This is a genomic window from Cupriavidus sp. 291-E7, from assembly GCF_057798835.1.
The window spans coordinates 340,566-359,700 of sequence record NZ_JBYOJV010000004.1 but is presented as its reverse complement, the minus strand read 5'-3'; the positions used below and the strand labels follow the sequence as shown (position 1 = coordinate 359,700).

Genomic DNA, 19,135 nt, shown 5'->3' with positions numbered 1-19,135 from the left:
TCTTCTCGTTTACATAACATGATGAAAAAAATAGCAGCCGTTCTCCTGATCTCCGGCCTCACCCTGCTTGCCGCCTGCGGCAAGAGCGATCCGAAGCCGGCCGCAAGCCAGTCCGGCGCGGCCAGCAGCATCGTCGTGGGGCTTGACGACAACTTCCCGCCGATGGGCTTCCGCGACGCCAATAACCAGCTGGTCGGATTCGATATCGACATGGCCAAGGAAGCGGCGCAACGGCTGGGCATGACGGTGGAGTTCAAGCCGATCGACTGGAGCGCCAAGGAAGCCGAACTCAACGGCAAGCGCGTGGACGTGCTGTGGAACGGCCTGACGATCACCGAAGACCGCAAGAAGAACATCAGCTTTACCGACCCGTACATGACGAATCACCAGATCGTCATCGTGACCACGAATTCGCCGATCAAGGCGAAGGCCGACCTCGCGGGCCGCATCGTCGGCGCGCAAGACGGCAGCAGCGCGGTCGACGCCATCAAGAAGGAAGCGAGCCTGGCCGCGAGCATGAAGGAGCTGAAGACGTTCGGTGACAACGTGACGGCGCTCATGGACCTCTCCGCCGGCCGTCTCGATGCGGTGGTCGTCGACGAGGTCGTCGGCCGCTACCTGTCCAGCAAGCGCGCCGGCGAATACCGCGTGCTGACCGAGAACTTCGGCACTGAAGACTACGGCGTGGGCGTGCGCAAGGACGACGCCGAACTGCTGGGCAAGCTGAACAAGACGCTGGCTTCGATGAAGCAGGACGGAACCGCCGGGCGCATCGCCACCCAGTGGTTCGGCGCGGACATCACCAAGTAAAGACAGCATCGCGGGCGCGCGGCGCGCGAGACATCATCCGATGTGCCTCGCCCCTGCCGCGCCCGCGGCGTAACGTTTCAGCATGGACTACGTTCTTTCTCTCCTGCCTCCGATGGTGGATGGGGCCAAGGTCACCTTGACCCTGTTCGCCATCACGCTTGGGCTGTCCGTACCGCTCGGCCTGGCGCTGGCCCTGCTGCGCATTTCGGCGTGGAAGCCGGTCAGTACCCTGGTCAACGGCTATATCTGGCTGATGCGCGGCACGCCGCTGATGCTGCAGATGCTGTTCATTTACTTTGCGCTGCCGTTCGTGCCTTACATCGGCATCCGGCTGCCGGATTTTCCCGCCGCCGTCGTGGCGTTCGCACTGAACTACGCGGCCTACTTCGCCGAGATTTTCCGCGCGGGTATCCAGTCGGTGGAACGCGGCCAGTACGAAGCCAGCAAGACGCTTGGACTGAACTACTTCCAGACCATGCGTCGGATCGTGCTGCCGCAGATGATCGGCCGTGTACTGCCGCCGGTGAGCAACGAAACCATCACGCTGGTCAAGGACACCTCCCTGATCTACGTGCTTGCACTCAATGACATCCTGCGCACCGCGCGCAGCATCGTGCAGCGGGACTTTACGACGACCCCGTTCCTGGTGGCCGCCATCTTCTATCTGGTGATGACGCTGGTCCTGACGTGGATGTTCCAACGCCTTGAGAAACGCTATGCAAAATACGATCAATGAGAACGCCGGCATGAACGCGCTCCCGTTGATGGTGGCGGCCCGCGACATACACAAGTCCTTCGGCTCGCTCGAAGTCCTGAAAGGCGTATCGCTGTCGCTGCGCAAGGGCGATGTGACGGCGGTCATCGGCCCGTCCGGCTCGGGCAAGAGCACGCTACTGCGCTGCCTCAATCATCTTGAGGTCATCGATAACGGCACCATCGAGATCGAGGGCGAGGCGCTGGCCTCCACCACCGGAAGCGGCGTGCACTACGCGAAGGGCGCCGAGCTGCGCCGCATCTGCGGCAAGATGGGCATGGTGTTCCAGTCGTTCAATCTGTTCCCGCATCTGACGGTGCTGCAGAACCTGATCGAGGCACCGGTCACCGTCAAGGGCATGTCGAAGGACAGCATCGTGCCCGTGGCGGAAGACCTGCTGCGCAAGGTCGGACTGTTCGACAAGCGCGACAGCTATCCGTCGCGTCTTTCCGGCGGGCAGAAGCAACGTGTGGCGATCGCGCGCGCGTTGGCGATGTCTCCGGACATCATGCTGTTCGACGAGCCGACTTCCGCGCTCGATCCCGAACTGACCGGCGAAGTGTTGCGCACCATGCGTCAACTGGCCGACGAGCACATGACGATGCTGGTGGTCACGCACGAGATGGGTTTTGCGCGTGAAGTGGCCAATCACGTGGTCTTCATGGATGGCGGCAAGGTCGTCGAGGAAGGTGCGCCGCAACAGATGTTCAGCGCCCCCGTTCACGCGCGTACGAGGGAATTCCTGACGCGGGTGTTCTGAGCGGCCAGGCCCGCCATCGCACCGGCGTAGCGTCGCCGGATCGGCGCGATGGCAGGGCCGCTTCCACTTACTTCCGCAAATCGACGACCGTGGCCTTGCCGTCCACGGTGTCGAACGTGGCCGAGACCTGGTCACCCTCCTTCAGACCCTTGAGCATGGCGGGGTCCTTGACCGGAAATGCCATCGTCATCGCCGACATGCCCAGGTTGGCGATCGGCCCGTGCTTGAGCGTGACCTTGCTGGTGGCGGTGTCGATCTTCCGCACTTCCGCGGGTACCGGTTGCGGCGCCTTCGCCGGGCCGCTCGCGGCCTTCATATCCATGTGTTCCATGTTCGCGGCAAACGCGCCGGGTGCCATGCCGATAGCGATTGCCATCGCGATGGCTTTGACGGATGGGTTCATGCTTGCTCCTTGAGGGGCGGTTGTGTGAAGGGGGTGGATGCCGCGCGCTGGTGGCGACACTGGCGGCGGCGAAGCAGAAGGAAAACGGCGGGCACCACGAAGAGCGACAGCAGCGGTGCCGTCACCATGCCGCCCACCATCGGCGCCACTATGCGTTGCATGACCTCGGAGCCGGTGCCGTGCGACCACATGATCGGGACCAGACCGGCAAGGATGACCGCAACCGTCATGGCCTTGGGCCGCACGCGCTGGACCGCGCCTTCCTGGATGGCGGCCAGCAGCGCGGTAGTGTCCGTCTCGCCGCGTTGCAGGTGGTCCTGCCAGGCGTGCTTCAGATAGAGCAGCATGATCACGCCGAACTCGGCGGCCACGCCGGCCAGCGCAATGAAGCCCACCACGCCTGCGACGGACAGGTTGTATCCAAGCCCGTAAAGCAGCCAGAAGCCGCCGATCAACGCCAGCGGCAGCGTGCCCATGATCAGCAGCGCTTCATCGAGCCGGCCGAACACCAGATACAGCAGCACGAAGATGATCAGCAAGGTGAACGGCACCACCACTTTCAGCTTTGCGCTCGCGCGTTCCAGGTATTCGAACTGCCCGGACCAGCTCAGGGAATAGCCCGCCGGCATCGGCACCGCCTTGGCCACCGCGGCCTGCATGTCATGCACCGCCGAACGCAGGTCGCGGCCGCGAATATCCACGTAGATCCATCCCGATAGCCGCGCGTTCTCGCTGCGCAGCATCGGCGGGCCTTGTACCACCTGGACGCGCGCGACGTCGGACAGCACGATCTGCTGGCCTCGGTCCGTCACGATGGGCAAGCTGCGCAGTTGATCCACGGAATCGCGATAGTCGCGCGGATACCGCAGGTTGATCGGAAAGCGCGCCAGTCCGTCGACCACTTCACCGATGTTGTCGCCGCCGATCGCCGACGATACGACGCTCTGTATGTCGGCGACATTGAGGCCGTAGCGGCCGGCGGCCGCCCGGTTGATGTCGATGTCGACATAGCGCCCGCCTGTCAGACGTTCCGCCAGTGCCGACGTGACACCGGGAACCGTCTTCACAGCCGCCTCGATGCGTGCGGCAAGGCCGTCGATCTCCTTCAGGTCGGTGCCCGCGACCTTGATGCCAACCGGACTCTTGATGCCAGTCGCCAGCATGTCGATGCGATTGCGGATGGGCGGCACCCAGATGTTCGACAGCCCCGGCACTTTCACCACGCGGTCGAGTTCTTCCACGAGCTTGTCTGGCGTCATGCCGGGGCGCCATTGGTCGCGTGGCTTGAATCGGATCGTGGTTTCGAACATTTCGAGCGGTGCCGGGTCCGTGGCCGAGTCGGCACGGCCGGCCTTGCCGTGCACCGTTTCCACTTCCGGTATCGATTTGATCAGGCGGTCGGTCTGCTGCAGCAATTGCGCCGCCTTGCCGGCCGATAGTCCCGGAAGCGCGGACGGCATGTAGAGCAGGTCGCCTTCATCGAGCGGCGGCATGAATTCGCCGCCGATGCGCATGACCGGCCAGGCCGTGGCCAGCAGCACGATGACCGCCAGCGCGACGGTCGCTTTCGGCCATGCCAGCACCTTGGCGAGCAAGGGCTGGTACGCGCGAATCAGCCATCGGTTCAGCGGGTTGGCTTGTTCGGCAGGGATGCGCCCGCGTATCAGGTAGCCCATCAGCACTGGTACCAGCGTGATCGATAGTCCGGCAGCGGCTGCCATCGAATAGGTCTTGGTGAATGCCAGCGGCGCGAACAGGCGGCCCTCCTGCGCCTCCAGCGTGAACACCGGCACGAAGGACAGCGTGATGATCAGCAGCGAGAAGAATAGTGCCGGGCCGACTTCCGCCGCCGAAGCGCCAATCACGCGCCAGCGTTCGGCGCCATCCAGCGGCTCATCGGGATGCGCGGCATGCCAGTGCTCCAGATGCTTGTGCGCGTTCTCGATCATGACGACGGCGGCATCGACCATTGCGCCCACCGCGATTGCAATGCCGCCGAGCGACATGATGTTGGCGTTGACGCCCTGATACCGCATGACCAGGAACGCGCCCAGCACGCCAAGCGGCAGCGACACGATGGCGACCAGCGCCGATCGAATGTGGAAGAGGAAAGCCAGGCATACCAGCGCGACGACGATGAACTCTTCGACGAGCTTGTGGGACAGATTTTCCACCGCACGATGTATCAGCGCGGAGCGGTCGTAGGTGGTCACGATCTCGACGCCGGCCGGCAGACTCTTCTTCAGCGCCTCCAGCTTCGCCTTGACGGCATCGATGGTTTCCAGCGCGTTCTTGCCCGAACGCATGACGATCACGCCGCCGGCCACTTCCCCCTCTCCGTCGAGATCCGAGATGCCGCGCCGCATCTCCGGCCCGAGCTGGATCGTGGCGACGTCGCCAAGCCGCACGGGAATCCCCGCGCTGCTGGCGTCGATCGGGATCTGCCGGAAATCGTCGAGCGTCTTCAGGTAGCCAGACGCCCTGACCATGTATTCGGCTTCTCCCAGTTCCAGCAACGAGCCGCCGGCCTCCTGATTGGCGCCACGGATCGCGGCAATCACTTTCGATTGCGGGATGTTGTAGGCGCGCAGCCGATCCGGCATGAGCACGACCTGATATTGCCGGACCATGCCGCCGAGCGAGGCAACCTCGGCGACGTTCGGCAGGGACTTCAGCTCGAATCGCAGGAACCAGTCCTGCAGCGTGCGCAACTGGGAAAGGTCGTGCTGGCCGGTGCGATCGACCAGCGCGTACTCGTAGATCCAGCCGACTCCGGTGGCATCGGGACCAAGCGCCGGCCTGGCCGCGGCCGGCAGGCGTGACTGCACCTGGTTCAGATATTCCAGCACGCGCGAGCGCGCCCAGTATGGGTCGGTCCCGTCCTCGAACAGGACATAGACAAACGAATCTCCAAAGAATGAAAACCCGCGTACCGTCTTGGCACCCGGCACGGAAAGCATCGTGGTGGTCAGCGGGTACGTGACCTGGTTTTCCACGATCTGGGGCGCCTGGCCCGGAAACGGCGTGCGGATGATGACCTGGGTATCCGACAGATCCGGCAGGGCGTCCAGCGGCGTGGTGCGCACCGCCCACAGCCCCCAGGCAGCGAGCATGGCGGTGGCCAGCAGCACCAGAAAGCGCTGCCGTATCGACGCAAGGATGATGCGCGCAATCATCGCTGACCTCCCGTTGCATCCACGGGCTGCACGGCGGTCAGCATGGCGGCGCCGTCCCGATCCAGGTGAAAGCGGAAGCGAACGCGATCGCCGGGCTTCACGCCCTTGAGCATGGCAGGGTCGTGCGCGGGAAAGTCCATCGTCATGGCGCCCCACTGGGCCGATGGCACCGGCCCATGCGAGATCGTGAGTCCGTCCGCGTTGACTGACTCCACGCGACCGACGGCTTCGTGTTCCTGCACGGCGGCGGCGGGCGCCGAGGCTGCCTCGGGTGCGGACAACCGGTCCGCCGTGCCGCGCAGGCTGGCTTCCGAGTCGATCAGGAACTGCCCGGACGCCACTACACGTTGTCCCGCGCGCAGCCCGGAGATGACCTCGGTCATGCCATCGGATTCGCGGCCGATTTGAATCTCCGTGGCGACGTAGCCTTGCTGACCGGCATCGACCATGACCGTGTTGCGCTGACCGCTGCGGATCACCGCCTCGGCCGGAATCTGCAATACGTTCTGCTGGCCGCCGCTCTGGAATCGCACGCTGGCGAACATGCCGGGCACGAGCCGACGCTGCTTGTTTGGCAACACGATGCGGACCTTGATGGTGCGCGTGGCGGCATTGACATCGGGCAGGATGGCATCGACCTTGCCGGTCAACGGTTCGGACGCGGCGGTGGCGGACACGGTGACCGCTTGTCCGAGGGCGATGTGACGCGCCTGGGCTTCGGGCACTTCGGCGATCACCCAGACCTGCCCCAGATCGGCGAGCCGGAACATCGTCATGCCCGGCGTGACGGTCATGCCCTCGCGCACGGCGAGTTCGGTCACCACGCCGTCCAGCGGGCTGGCAATGCTCTGCGCCGTCTGTAATTTGCCGCCACGGGCAACGGCATCGGCCTGCGCCGATGTCATCCCGGATTGCAGCATGCGCGCTCTTGCTGCATCGGCCAGATTGCCCTGGACACCGGCTGGCAAGCGCGCGACCGCGAGATATTCCTCTTGCGCCGCCACCCAGTCAGGCGCGTACAGCGTGACCAGGGTCTGGCCCTGCCGCACCGGATCGAGTGTGGCGCGCACGCTCACGTGCTGTACGAATGCCGTTGTGCGAGCCTGGATCACGCGCACGCTGCGTTCGTCGATGGTGACATTGCCCGGTGCTTCCAGCACTGCGCCGAGCGGCGCCGCCTTGACTTCCACCGTGCGGATGCCAAGGTTCTGACGCACGCGACTGTCGATGTTGACGCCGGTGGCATCGCCGCTGGCATTCCCGTCGGCATAGACCGGTACGAGCTGCATATCCATGAAGGGCGATTTGCCGGGTTTGTCGAAGCGCTGGCCGGGCACCATCGGGTCGTGCCAGTAGAGGACCTTCCGGCCGCCTTGCGCATCGCCGGTGTTCGCCGGCACGTTGGTATCGGACATCGCGGGCATGCCCTGCGAGGCGCCCAGACGGTAGCCGCCGTAGCCGGCCGCGCCGACCAGCACCAGACACGCCGCGGTAATTTTCAGTGGCAGGTTCATTGCAAATCCTTGTTGGCCGATGCGGTCTGCGCGGTGGGCAATGGTGTGAGGAATGTCAGCTCGGCCCATAGCCGGGTTGTGCGTTGCTCCAGGGTCAGGCGCTCCAGCGCGGTGTCAATGGCGCGATGGTTGGCCTCGGCAACCGCTTGCAGCGAGCCGGTGTTCGCGCGATATGCGGTCAGGGCGGCGTCCGCCTGCGCCGTGGCAAGCGGCAGCGTGGCGTCGTCGTAGCGCTTGAGGCGTTCAAGGTTGCGATTGAGCTCCGCCAGCCGGGCGTTGACCAGCGCATTGGTATTGCGCCGGACGGTCTCCGCTTTGGCGCGCGCCGCTTCGGCCTGCGCCAGTCTTGCGGCGACTTCCCGGTCCTGCCGGTTGGCGCGGTCCCAGGGCAGCGGAAAGCTCACGTTGACCGAGGCCATGTTGGCGTAGGACGCGCCGCGCTGGCTGTACATCAGTTCGACGGAGATGTCGGGCTTGCGGGTTTCGTCGGCGACGCGCACCTCGGATTCCGCGACGGCCACGTCGCGCTGGGCGGCGGCTACCTCGGGCACGCCGTCAAAGCGCGTCTGGACGATCTGCGCCACGCGATCGGGCAGTGTCAGCGGCGGACGCGCGCCCAGCGGGCGTTTGGCATCGTCCCCGATCCAGCGAGCGAGATCGACGGTGGCGGTATCGAGCGCCGTGCGGTTTTCGCTCTCGCGGTCGCGCAGTTTCTGGACTTCGAGTTGTGCGGTCAGCACATCGGCGCGCGTCGCGCGGCCGCTGCGATAGGCGGCGTTGGCGGCTTCCAGCGCCAGGTCCAGCGGATGCAGGTGATGACCCAGCAGTTCGGCGGCCTTCTCCGCGTACCAGCGATCGATCCATGCGGAAACGGCGCTGCGTTGCACGTTGGTCACGCCGACCATGCGTTGCGCGTCGGCGGCGGCGGCTTCGGCCTCGAAGCGCGCCGTGCGTGCGCGGCGCTTGTCGGATCGTGTGAACTCCTGCATGACGCTGATCGAGCGCATCGTCATCGAATCACGACTCAGCGACCCCTTGTCGGGGCCATCGGCAGGAACGTTGTTCAAGCCGACTTTCAGGATGGGATCTGGCAACTGGCCAGCGGCAACCGCCTGCTGCACGGCGGCCTCGATTGCGCCGCGCGAGTCTTCGGCATCGCGCGCATGGGCCGTGGCCAGCGCCGCGGTTTCTTCAAGGGAAAGGTTGGCTGGCGGTGGCGCGGCGAGCGACACCGACATGCCGAGCGCGGACGCGCAAAGCGCCAGCCTCAGGCGAAGCGGGAATGACATAAAGCCTCCGGAAACAACGACCACCGCTTCCGGGAAATCGGAAGCGAACAGGATGTGGCGTGGTTTCGGAGGCTAGGTGCGGAAACAGCAGTGAAGAATGGCGTGCGGTGGAGGTGGCGCACGCGGCTGGGCCAACGCGCGCTCGGTGACCATCGGCGCGGCATCCAGCAGGGGTGGCTCGACGATGACGCTGATCAGCACCGGGACGTACGCGGGAATCTGCGGAGTCGGGTGATCGGCGTGCTTGGTGTCGGCCTGGCAGTGATTCATGCACAGCGCGTTCTGACCGTCGTTCTTTGTCGCGTCGTGTTCGGCCATGTCGGCGCAGGACACCATTTCTTCCTGCGCGGCCTGTCCTGCCGGATCGCTCGCGCCCAGGGTACAGGCGTAAGCGGCCGTTGCCAGTTGCACTGACAGGAAGACCACCAGGAGGAGTCCGGCAAACCAGGAGTGCCGGCACGCGAATCGACGCACGATAGACGAGAGGTTCAAAACAGCGCCCAGCATAGCGGCTTTTGTGATGAATGCAATATGCCGGACGAACGATGGACCTTTCCACTGTGGGAAGGTCAAGCACCCCCCTCGCCGGGGTGGTGTCGTACGCACGGGTCGTCACTGGAGCGTCACATTGCGCGCTTACATTTTCATTTGAACATGAAATGTGAGCGAATGAGCTTAGATGAGCCTGACCCCGCGGCAACGAGAAATCTTCGGCTGGCTGAATGACGCCGGTTACCTGAGCACCGAGCAACTGGCCAGCCGCTTCGGCGTCAGCAGTCAGACGATACGGCGCGACATCAACGAGCTGAGCGTGCAGGGGCTGGCGCGGCGGATGCATGGCGGCCTGAGCCTGCCGGCCAGCCAGCACAACCTGAGCTATCTGCAACGCAGTACCGCGCATGTCGAACGCAAGCGCCGCATTGCCGACGCCGCAATCGGCATGCTGGAGGCCGATGCCACGGTATTCCTCGGCTATGGCACCACCGTGGCGGAATTCGCGCGCGCGCTGCCGGCGGATCTGCCACTGCGCGTGGTGACCAACAACCTGGGCGCGGTGCACGCGCTGGCCGACAAGCCGAGGATCGAAACATGGGTGGCGGGCGGACGCCTGCGCCCGGGCGATCTCGATGTGATGGGAAGTGCCACGCTGGATTTCGTGCGCCGGTTTCGCGCGCATCTGGCCGTGTGCAGTGCGGCCGGCATCGACGAGGACGGCACGTTCTACGAGTTTCAGCCCGAGGAGGCCGAAGTGAGCCAGGTCCTGCTGTCGCACAGTCATTCGCGCGTGTTGCTGGCCGACAGCAGCAAATGCCTGCGTAACGCGCCGTGCCGTGTGGCCGGCCTGGATCAGATCGACCACCTGTTCACCGATACCGAGGCGGCCGATGCGCTGCCGGCATTGCCCGCGCTGTGCGAGCGCGCGGGTGTTGCGCTGCATCTGTGCTGACCCCTGGAGACTTTCCTTGTCCTATCTGCGACTCGAACGGCTGCAGCAGCGCTTTGGCGACCACGCGGTGTTGCGCGGCATCGACCTCGACATCGAGCGCGGCGAATTCATCGCACTGCTCGGCGCTTCGGGCTGCGGCAAGACCACGCTGCTGCGCCTGATTGCCGGGCTGGACCTGCCCAGCGCCGGCAGCATCCACCTTGACGGGCGCGACGTGACCGCGCTGGAGCCGGCGCAGCGCATGCTGAGCATGGTGTTCCAGTCCTACGCGCTGTTTCCGCATCTGAGCGTGGCGGAGAACATTGTGTTTGGTCTGCGCGCGCGCAAGGTGCCGCGCGATGAGCAATCGCGCCGGCTACAGCATGCCGCCGGATTGCTGGGACTGGATGCGTTGCTGGCACGCAAGCCGGCCGCGTTGTCGGGCGGCCAGCGGCAGCGCGTGGCGCTGGCGCGGGCCATCGTGTCGCAGCATCCGCTGTGCCTGATGGATGAACCGTTGTCGAATCTCGATGCGCAACTGCGCGCCGAGATGCGCGCGGAACTGCGCAAGCTGCAGCAGCAGCTTGGCCTGACGGTGGTCTACGTCACGCATGACCAGGTCGAGGCGATGAGCATGGCCGACCGCATCGTGCTGATGCACCAGGGCCGGATCGCGCAGACCGGCACGCCGACCGAACTGTACGAACAACCCGCGACACCGGTGGTGGCGCGCTTTATCGGCCAGCCGCCGATGAACCTGATCCGGATGCCCGGTGTCGATGGCTGGCTTGGCGTGCGTCCCGAGCATATCGAACTCGGTGCCGGCCAGGCCGCGGTGGTCGTCCGCTCCGAATACCACGGCGCGGACACGCTGATCGAAGTGCGGCTCCATGAGCAGCCGCTGCTGGTGCGTCGCCCCGGCCGCGTGGCCCTGACGCCGGGCGCCAGCCTGATGCTGCAATGGCCGCCCGCCCGCGAGCATCGCTTTGCCATCGACGAAGTTCCAGATTTCCTCACCACCTAGTCCCGATCTTTTCAAGGAGCGTTCATGTCGTTCAAGACCCGATGCCTGGCCGTCGCGCTGGGTACCCTTAGCTGCTTCGCGTGGCTGGCCGCTGCTGCCGCGACGACGCAGGTCACCATGTACTACCCCGTTTCCGTGGGCGGCCCGCTGACACAGGTAGTGGACAAGCTGGTTGGCGAATTCGAGCAGGCCAACCCGGACGTCAAGGTCAATGCGATCTACGCGGGCAACTATGACGACGCCCGCACCAAGGCACTGGCGGCATTGAAGGCCGGCATGCCGGTGCAGACGTCGGTGCTGTTTTCGATCGACCTGCATGAACTGAAGGACCTGGGCGTGATCCGCCCGTTCGATGACTTTGCCACCTCGGCCGAGGACAAGGCGTGGCTGCAGAGCTTCTATCCGGGCCTGATGGATAACGGCCGCGCCGATGGCAAGACCTGGGGCATTCCGTTTCAGCGTTCGACCATCGTAATGTTCTACAACAAGGACGCGTTCCGCCAGGCCGGACTCAATCCGGACAAGCCGCCGCGTTCGTGGACCGAGATGCGCGAGGCCGCGGCAAAGCTGGTCAAGCGCGACGGCGGCAATACCAGCCGCTGGGGCGTGATGATCCCGTCCACCGGCTATGCCTACTGGATGTTCGGCGCGCTGACGAAGCAGAACGGCCAGACGCTGATGAACCCGGCGGGCACGCACACCACGTTCGACCAGCCCAAGGCCGTGCAGGCGCTGGAATACTGGACGTCGCTGTCGAAGGACGGCCTGAGCCCGAAGGGTCTGATCGAATGGGGCACGCTGCGCCAGAACTTCGTCGAGGGCAAGACGGCGATGATGTGGCATTCCACCGGCAACCTGACGGCGGTGCTGAAGGAAGCGAAGTTCGACGTTGGCGTGGCACCGCTGCCCGGCAATACCGAGCCGGGATCGCCCACCGGCGGCGGCAACTTCTACCTGTTCAAGAGCGGCAGCGATGCCGAGCAGCGCGCCGCGTTCCGTCTGGTCAAGTTCCTGACGGCGCCGGAGCGCTCGGCGCAGTGGAGCGTGGCCACCGGCTATATGGGCGTGAGTCCGGCCAGCTACGAGACGCCGACGCTGAAGGACTACGCCGCCAAGGTGCCGCAATCGCTGGTCGCGCGTGACCAGCTTTCGGTGGCAACCGCCGAGCTGTCCACGCACCAGGCCGGTCGCGTGCGCAAGCTGCTGGAGGATGCGCTGCAGTCGGCCATCGCCGGCCAGCAGGAGCCGAAGGCCGCGCTCACCGGCGCGCAGGCCCAGGCCGAGCGCGTGCTGAAGCCCTATCAGCGTTGATGACGACGGGGCCACACTCGCGGTTCCAGTGGCTCCGCTGCATTCCTCCGGCCGCCGCCGTTCGTCTTCGGCAGCGGCCGGGCACAGACACCATGAACGCCAGAACTTTCAATTCCGGCCAGACTGCGCAGGCCTGGCTGATGCTGCTGCCGGCGCTGGTACTGCTGGCCGCATTCACCTACTGGCCCATCGCGGGCAGCCTGTGGCATAGCCTTCATGTGCAGGCGCCCGGCATTCCGCCAGCGTTTGCGGGCATCGACAACTTCACGGCGTTGATGGACGACCCCGTGTTCCGCCAGGCCGTGCGCAACAATCTCTGGTACGCACTGGTGACGGTGCCCGTCTCGGTGGCGCTGGCGCTGGCGATGGCGTTGTGGGTCAACCAGCGTTACGCCGGCCGGGGGCTGCTGCGGCTGGCCTTCTTCACGCCGACCGTGCTGCCGATGGTGGCTGCGGCAAACGTCTGGCTGTTCTTCTACGCGCCCGATATCGGGTTGTTGAACCGTCTGCTGGCGGGGGTGGGTATTGCCGGCCGCAACTGGCTGGGCGACGTCGACACGGTGCTGCCGGCACTGATGGCGGTCACGATCTGGAAAGAGGCAGGCTTCTTCATGATCTTCTACCTGGCCGCGCTCCAGTCCATTTCGCCCGAGCAGCTCGATGCCGCGCGGCTTGAGGCGCCGTCACCGTGGTACCGGCTGCGCCATGTCGTGCTGCCGCTGCTGGCGCCGACCACGCTGTTCGTGGTGGTCAATGCGCTGATCAATGCGTTCAAGCTGGTCGACCACCTGTTCGTGCTGACGCGCGGCGGGCCGAACAATGCCAGTTCGCTGCTGCTGTACTACCTCTACGAAATCGCGTTCAAGTTCCAGGACACCAACTACGCCGCCGCGCTGACCATCGTGCTGCTGGTGTTGCTGGCGCTGTGCTCGGCGGTTCAGTTCTGGTTGTCACGCAATCGCATTCACTACCGATGACACGCTTTCGCACCGCCTTGCTGCCCGTTGCCGGCGTTACGGCCGGCCTGCTGTGGATTTCGCCGCTGCTGCTGCTGTGCTGGGGGGCGTTTCATCCCGGCGGTGACGCCATGCGACTGAGTCTGCAGACGTCGTGGGGTCTGGATAATTTTCCGCAGGCCTGGAGCGTGGCGCCGTTTGCCCGATACCTGGTCAACACGATGTGCATCGTCACGCTGCTGCTGGCGCTGCAGCTCACCGTGTGCACGCTGGCCGGATACGCGCTGGCGCGGATGCGGTTCGCGGGACGCGGCGTGGTCTTCGGGCTGGTGCTGCTGCAACTGATGGTGATGCCGGAGGTGCTGATCACCGAGAACTATCTGTCCATCGCGCGTCTGGGGCAGGTCGATACCTATCTGGGGGTGGCACTGCCTTACATCGCCAGTGCGTTCGGCATCTTTCTGCTGCGCCAGACGTTCATGACGGTGCCACAGGAGCTTGAGGATGCCGCGCGGATCGAGGGAGTGGGGCGGCTTGGCATTCTGCTGAAAGTCTATGTGCCGCTCGCCCGGCCGACGTACCTGGCGTACGCGCTGGTGTCGATCAGCTATCACTGGAACAACTTCCTGTGGCCGCTCGTGGCTACGCAGACCGAAGCGAGCCGCCCCGTCACGGTTGGCATGGCGCTGTTCGCCGCGCCGGAGACCGGCGTCGACTGGGGCGTGCTGTCGGCCGGCACGCTGTTGTGCGTGGGGCCGCTGGTGCTGGCCTTCCTGCTGTTTCAACGGCAGTTCATGCAGTCGTTCATGCAGGCTGGCGTGAAGTGATGTCCGGAGTGAGCGAAGGACTGCGATTCAGCCGTGCCAGAGATGCCGGGCGAACGCAAAACTGAGCTTGCCGTGAAGCCAGAATTCACGAGAGACGCCGAGCGCAATCAGCCAGGACGCCGCGACGATGACCATGTCGCAGCGCCCGCTCTTCCACCAGTTGAGCGAGTGGCGGCCCGCGATCCACGGCACGCCGAGCGGGTTCGGCCAGTCGGCCAGCAGGTGCATGACGCCGCCGCAGGCAAAGCCGAATGCGGGCGCCGCCAGCGCATGGCTTCCTAGCGCCTGGTATGACCAAAGCAGGGCGCCGATCCACGCGATACCCCAGTGCGTCCAGGAACGATGGGCAATCCATAGGCGCCGCGACCTCGACCACCAGGCCAGTTCCATCCAGTCCGGCGCGGTGCTGCCGAGCAGCGCCGCCACGAAGCCGGCGGCGCTTTCCCAGCCCCATCCGCCACCTCCGCTTTTGAAGATAACCGTGGCGGCGATGACGGCCGCCGCCCATCCGGTGGCGTGGTGTGCTTTCCGTGAGGCCATGCTGGGACTGCGTGTGATTGCGGGATTCAGAGGGGCCGCAATCTTGGCAGATAAGCCCGTGAAACGCCAGAGCCGGTGCTGCAGCGCTGACGTTTTGTTTCAATGATTGCGCCAGCGCTGGACCATCACCTGCTGGATCTTGCCCTTGAAGAAGTAGCGGCGGTCGGTCGCACCTTGCGGATCGGCGCCGATCACGATCGGACTCGTGTTGAGACCCACGCCGCCAGCGACCGATACCGACGGCACACCTTCGACGTTGTTGACCCACAGCCGCACCGCGCCGTTGCCATCGTAGGCGCCGACGATGAAGTACGAGTTGGTGCCGTTGAACGATGCAAGCGGTGCGGTGGCGTACTGGTACGCGCCATTGACGTAGACGCCAAAGCGCAATGTGGCGCCAGCCTGTTCCAGCGCAAAGCCGCCCGAATCGCTCTTGGCCAGGATCGCCGCGGTAGACCCCGAGGTCAGGTCGTCGAAATTGACCACCGCGCTGACCAGGTAGCCGCCATTGCTGTCGTTGTCGGCCTGCCAGGTCGTGACCGACTGCGCGCCGCTGAACACCATGCTGCCACCGACGCGGTCTTCGTCCGAGGTTACCGACAACACTTCGAGCGCCGGCGTGGAGGTACCTTGCGCGACGTTATAGCGGGTTGCGCCGGTGCGCTGATACGTCAACGGCCAGGCGCTCTGCTCGGCCGTGTTCATGTAGAGCAGCGCGGTCGGCTCGGCAATCAGCGACCGGGCGGAACTGGCCAGCGCGGTTGCGCCACGGTCATAGTCGCTGGTGATGAAGTCCACGTCTTCGCGCAACGCCGAAAGATACGCCTCACCCATGCTGGCCGGCGTGGTGTAGACACCCACACCCAGGCCCAGCAGCTTGGCCTGCATCAGCGCACCGTAGAGATTGGCCATCCGGTATTCGAGTTCCACGCCATGAAAGCCCAGGCTCTTGGTGGCGCGGATGTTATTGCGGATGTCGCTCTCGATCAGCGTATGAAAGCGCACGTAGTCACGGATACCCGCAAACTCGGATTGCGCCAGCAGCGCCTTGGCACGCACCAGATGCTGCTGGCGGCCGTCCATGAACGCGCGCAGCATCACCGGGCGTCCGGACTTTGCATAGCCCCAGTCGCGTACCGCGCGGAGTACACCGAGCATCAGCGTGTCGCTGGCCGCCGCGGTCGTGTACTTTTCCTTGATCTCCAGGAACAGCAGCCGGTCGCTTTGCTGCAGGCTGGTATTGGCCAGTGCGTCGACCAGCGTGCCCACGGCGCTTTCGCTGTCGGCGTGTTCCACGTAGACCTGTCCGTCGGCATGCAGCGTCAGGTCGAATTCGATCAGGTCGTAACCGCGCGACAGCGCCATGCCTACCTGCGTGCTGGTGGCGGCGGTCGTGCTGCCATAGCAGTTATGGCAGGACAGCGCGACGGTATTGCCCAGCGGCGATACAGGCAAGGCACGGCTGACGCCGTTCCAGTAGGTGCCGGCCTGCGCAGCCACGGGCGCCGCGCACAGCATCAGCCACAGCCATGCGCGAATGAAACGTCGATACAACTGGATGGTTGGAAGCATTCAGGATCTCGTCGTGTTGGATGAATGGAAACACGAGCCTGAAATCGCGCTGAAAACCGCCGACCAGGCCCGGTATCACGGGCCTGGCGAATCTTCGAAGGTGCACGGGCCATGTGACGTCCGCGATTGTCGGCGGTGGTCCGTGGCAGCGGTGTGACGGCGATATGAAACTACGTTGCGCTCATTCGCGCATCTTCATAAGTGGATTAGAGGGCGCTTATTGGTTGCGCGCCAGCATCATTGCCCCGTGGCGCCCACGCTTCCCACATCGACCGGCGCAAACCGGTTGAACACGTAGTCCCGATCCTTGACCACGGCGTGGCATGCAAAGCAGGCCTGCGCGTTGCCGGCGGGTTTGCCGCTGTCGAACTCCGCATAGCCCCAGCCACCGGTGGAGGCGTACTTCACGGAATCCTTGACCATGAATTGCACGCCGTTCTTGGGATGCCCGGCAACGTGCGATTGCGGCTTGCCGAACGCCTTGCCGCTTTCGGCCAGCGGCGAATAACTCCATGCCAGCCGGGCCAGGATGGTGCCGTCGGGCAGGGGATACTTGCCGGATTGCAGCGCGCGGATGGCCTCGTCGTTGCCGAGGATGGCGCGGATATCGTCGTTCCGGCCTTCCTCGCGCGCTACCGTGACCAGTTTCCAGTCGCGGAACCCCGGCGGAATCGCGACGCCGTTCGGGGCGACCCCTTCGGGTGTGGCAGGCGTGGCGGGCGCGCCGTATGCGACAGGCGCGCCAGCACCGGCCAGCATGGCGGCGGCTAACCACAGCTTCGGCATAAGTCGATTCATGACATTCCTCCCGTCGCGTCTGGCGCGTGTTGTGATGAAGCAAGCATGGCGACGCGGCGCGGATCGCCGTTTTGTGCCGCGTGCAGCCGTTTAGTGTTCGCCGGGTCACGGGCCTTGCTTTGGCGCCACCGGAGCCTATGCTGAATCACACCCATGCCCTGGGGTGCCACCACGACGAATTGGCTTCATGGCATCGACTACGCCCACCCCCACACCCGACACGCTCGCCGCGCCGGCCCCGCACTGGCTGCGCTGGCTGCCCGGACTGGCGATGCTGAAGACCTACCAGGCCGCCTGGTTGCCCCGGGATCTGGCGGCCGGCCTGGTGCTGACGACGATGCTCGTGCCGGTCGGCATTGCCTATGCCGAGGCGTCGGGCGTGCCCGGCATCTACGGCCTGTATGCGACGATCGTCCCGCTGCTGGCCTATGCACTGTTCGGCCCGAGCCGGATTCTGGTGCTGGGGCCGGACTCCGCGCTGGCCGCCCCGATCCTGGCGATCGTGCTGAGCGTGTCTGGCGGAGACCCCGCGCGCGCCATCGCCACGGCCAGCCTGATGGCGATCGTGTCGGGACTGTTCTGTATCGTGCTGGGCCTGCTGCGGCTGGGTTTCATTACCGAGCTGCTGTCCAAGCCGATCCGCTACGGCTACATGAACGGCATTGCGCTCACCGTGCTGGTGAGCCAGTTGCCCAAGCTGTTCGCGATCTCGATAGACGATGCGGGGCCGATGCGCGAGCTATGGCAACTTGCCCAGCGGATCATTGAGGGCAAGACCAACTGGTACAGCTTTGCCGTGGGCGCGGCCAGCCTGGTGGTGATCCTGGGCCTCAAGCGCTTCGAGCGTGTGCCGGGCATCCTGATCGCCGTCATCCTGGCCACGCTGGCCGTCGGCGTGTTCCAGCTCGATGCGCGGGGCGTGAAGGTGCTGGGCGAGATTCCGCAGGGCCTGCCGGCGTTTGCCATCCCCTGGCTCAGCGAGGTGGATCTGGTCAAGATCGTGCTGGGCGGCTGTGCCGTGGCGATGATTGCATTTGCCGATACCAGCGTGCTGTCCCGCACCTATGCCGCGCGCACGCATACGCGCGTGGATCCGAACCAGGAAATGGTCGGCCTTGGCGCGGCCAATCTCGCGGCCGGTTTCTTCCAGGGCTTTCCGATCAGCAGCAGCGCATCGCGCACGCCGGTGGCCGAAGCCGCGGGCGCGCGCTCGCAGCTGACCGGCGTGGTCGGCGCGATTGCCGTGGCGATCCTGCTGCTGGTGGCGCCCAACCTGCTGCGCTCCCTGCCGAACAGCGCGCTGGCGGCGGTGGTGATTGCAGCGGCCATCGGCCTGTTCGAGTTCAAGGACCTGCAGCGCATCTACCGCATCCAGCAATGGGAGTTCTGGCTGTCGATGCTGTGCTTTGCGGCGGTGGCCGTGTTCGGTGCGATTCCGGGCATCTGCCTGGCCGTGGTTATCGCCATCATCGAATTCCTGTGGGACGGCTGGCGCCCGCACTTCGCGGTGCTGGGTCGCGTGCCGAACCTGCGCGGCTTTCATGACCTGAAGCGTTACCCGCATGCCGCGCTGATTGACGGCCTGGTGTTGTTCCGCTGGGATGCGCCGCTGTTCTTTGCCAATGCCGAGCTGTTCCAGCAGCGGTTGATGGAAGCCGTGGAGGCTTCGCCAACGCCGGTGCGGCGCGTGGTGGTGGCGGCCGAGCCGGTGACCAGTGTCGATGTCACGTCCGCCGATATGCTGCGCGAACTGAGCCAGAAGCTGGCGGAAGACGGCGTTGCGCTGCATTTCGCGGAAATGAAAGACCCGGTCCGCGACAAGCTCAAGCGCTTCGAGCTGACCGAGGTGTTCAGCGACAATCGCTTCCATCCCACGGTAGGCAGTGCCGTGGATGACTACCTGGAGAGCACGGGCATCGGCAAGCCCGAGGAGTAGTCCCCCATTGATGCGAGCGGTGCATCAATTCGAAGCAAC

General features: G+C 65.1%; 17 protein-coding genes. 9 read left to right on the top strand and 8 right to left on the bottom strand.

The features are described 5' to 3' along the window. Positions 1–21 precede the first annotated feature (21 nt). The 3 genes from AC3FLX_RS10230 (at position 22) to AC3FLX_RS10220 (ending at position 2,324) form a co-directional block, all read left to right on the top strand. Complete coding sequence (locus AC3FLX_RS10230; protein ID WP_488696227.1) at positions 22–810, top strand: amino acid ABC transporter substrate-binding protein; 789 nt, start codon at positions 22–24, stop codon at positions 808–810. An 82-nt stretch (positions 811–892) separates the two neighbouring features. Beyond that, positions 893–1,546 (top strand): amino acid ABC transporter permease, encoded by a 654-nt coding sequence (locus tag AC3FLX_RS10225; RefSeq protein WP_488696153.1) that lies wholly within the window; start codon positions 893–895, stop codon positions 1,544–1,546. Positions 1,547–1,574: 28 nt separating this feature from the next. After that, positions 1,575–2,324: an amino acid ABC transporter ATP-binding protein gene (locus tag AC3FLX_RS10220; RefSeq protein WP_488696225.1), complete on the top strand. Its 750-nt coding sequence runs from the start codon at positions 1,575–1,577 to the stop codon at positions 2,322–2,324. 67 nt (positions 2,325–2,391) lie between these two features. Here AC3FLX_RS10220 and AC3FLX_RS10215 read toward each other — a convergent pair whose 3' ends face one another. The 5 genes from AC3FLX_RS10215 to AC3FLX_RS10195 all read right to left on the bottom strand — a co-directional run bounded on the left by AC3FLX_RS10215 (position 2,392) and on the right by AC3FLX_RS10195 (position 9,279). Next, entirely contained in the window at positions 2,392–2,727 is a 336-nt protein-coding gene (locus AC3FLX_RS10215; RefSeq protein WP_488696152.1) for a copper-binding protein, read from the bottom strand. Further along, positions 2,724–5,903 (bottom strand): efflux RND transporter permease subunit, encoded by a 3,180-nt coding sequence (locus tag AC3FLX_RS10210; protein ID WP_488696151.1) that lies wholly within the window; start codon positions 5,901–5,903, stop codon positions 2,724–2,726. The genes AC3FLX_RS10215 and AC3FLX_RS10210 overlap by 4 nt, the downstream gene beginning before the upstream one ends. Beyond that, positions 5,900–7,417, bottom strand: coding sequence for an efflux RND transporter periplasmic adaptor subunit (locus AC3FLX_RS10205; RefSeq protein ID WP_488696150.1), 1,518 nt, complete (start codon positions 7,415–7,417; stop codon positions 5,900–5,902). The genes AC3FLX_RS10210 and AC3FLX_RS10205 overlap by 4 nt, the downstream gene beginning before the upstream one ends. Next, entirely contained in the window at positions 7,414–8,706 is a 1,293-nt protein-coding gene (locus AC3FLX_RS10200) for a TolC family protein (protein ID WP_488696149.1), read from the bottom strand. Before AC3FLX_RS10200 ends, AC3FLX_RS10205 begins: the two co-directional genes overlap by 4 nt. A 72-nt stretch (positions 8,707–8,778) precedes the next feature. Next, positions 8,779–9,279 (bottom strand): copper resistance protein, encoded by a 501-nt coding sequence (locus AC3FLX_RS10195; protein ID WP_488696148.1) that lies wholly within the window; start codon positions 9,277–9,279, stop codon positions 8,779–8,781. A 106-nt stretch (positions 9,280–9,385) separates the two neighbouring features. On the opposite strand from AC3FLX_RS10195, the gene AC3FLX_RS10190 reads away from it, so the two are divergent. From AC3FLX_RS10190 to AC3FLX_RS10170, 5 genes are all read left to right on the top strand, one after another. Continuing rightward, positions 9,386–10,153 carry a DeoR/GlpR family DNA-binding transcription regulator gene (locus AC3FLX_RS10190; RefSeq protein ID WP_488696147.1) on the top strand — a complete coding sequence of 256 codons (768 nt, stop codon included), beginning with the start codon at positions 9,386–9,388 and terminating at the stop codon, positions 10,151–10,153. Between the two features lie 16 nt (positions 10,154–10,169). Next, a complete protein-coding gene (locus AC3FLX_RS10185; RefSeq protein WP_488696145.1) occupies positions 10,170–11,156 on the top strand; it encodes an ABC transporter ATP-binding protein in 987 nt (328 codons plus the stop codon). 24 nt (positions 11,157–11,180) lie between these two features. Continuing rightward, positions 11,181–12,467, top strand: coding sequence for an ABC transporter substrate-binding protein (locus tag AC3FLX_RS10180; protein WP_488696143.1), 1,287 nt, complete (start codon positions 11,181–11,183; stop codon positions 12,465–12,467). A 92-nt stretch (positions 12,468–12,559) separates the two neighbouring features. Next, positions 12,560–13,444, top strand: coding sequence for a carbohydrate ABC transporter permease (locus tag AC3FLX_RS10175; RefSeq protein WP_488696141.1), 885 nt, complete (start codon positions 12,560–12,562; stop codon positions 13,442–13,444). After that, positions 13,441–14,250, top strand: a complete 810-nt coding sequence (locus tag AC3FLX_RS10170; protein ID WP_488696140.1) for a carbohydrate ABC transporter permease — start codon at positions 13,441–13,443, stop codon at positions 14,248–14,250. Before AC3FLX_RS10175 ends, AC3FLX_RS10170 begins: the two co-directional genes overlap by 4 nt. Before the next feature lie 27 nt (positions 14,251–14,277). Here AC3FLX_RS10170 and AC3FLX_RS10165 read toward each other — a convergent pair whose 3' ends face one another. The 3 genes from AC3FLX_RS10165 to AC3FLX_RS10155 form a co-directional block, all read right to left on the bottom strand. Further along, positions 14,278–14,790, bottom strand: coding sequence for a metal-dependent hydrolase (locus AC3FLX_RS10165; RefSeq protein WP_488696138.1), 513 nt, complete (start codon positions 14,788–14,790; stop codon positions 14,278–14,280). A gap of 99 nt (positions 14,791–14,889) precedes the next feature. Next, entirely contained in the window at positions 14,890–16,362 is a 1,473-nt protein-coding gene (locus AC3FLX_RS10160; RefSeq protein WP_488696137.1) for a LamG-like jellyroll fold domain-containing protein, read from the bottom strand. A gap of 237 nt (positions 16,363–16,599) precedes the next feature. Then, positions 16,600–17,160, bottom strand: coding sequence for a cytochrome P460 family protein (locus AC3FLX_RS10155; RefSeq protein ID WP_488696135.1), 561 nt, complete (start codon positions 17,158–17,160; stop codon positions 16,600–16,602). Positions 17,161–17,347: 187 nt separating this feature from the next. Between AC3FLX_RS10155 and AC3FLX_RS10150 the strand changes: the two genes are divergently transcribed. Beyond that, positions 17,348–19,096, top strand: a complete 1,749-nt coding sequence (locus AC3FLX_RS10150; protein ID WP_488696133.1) for a SulP family inorganic anion transporter — start codon at positions 17,348–17,350, stop codon at positions 19,094–19,096. Positions 19,097–19,135 lie beyond the last annotated feature (39 nt).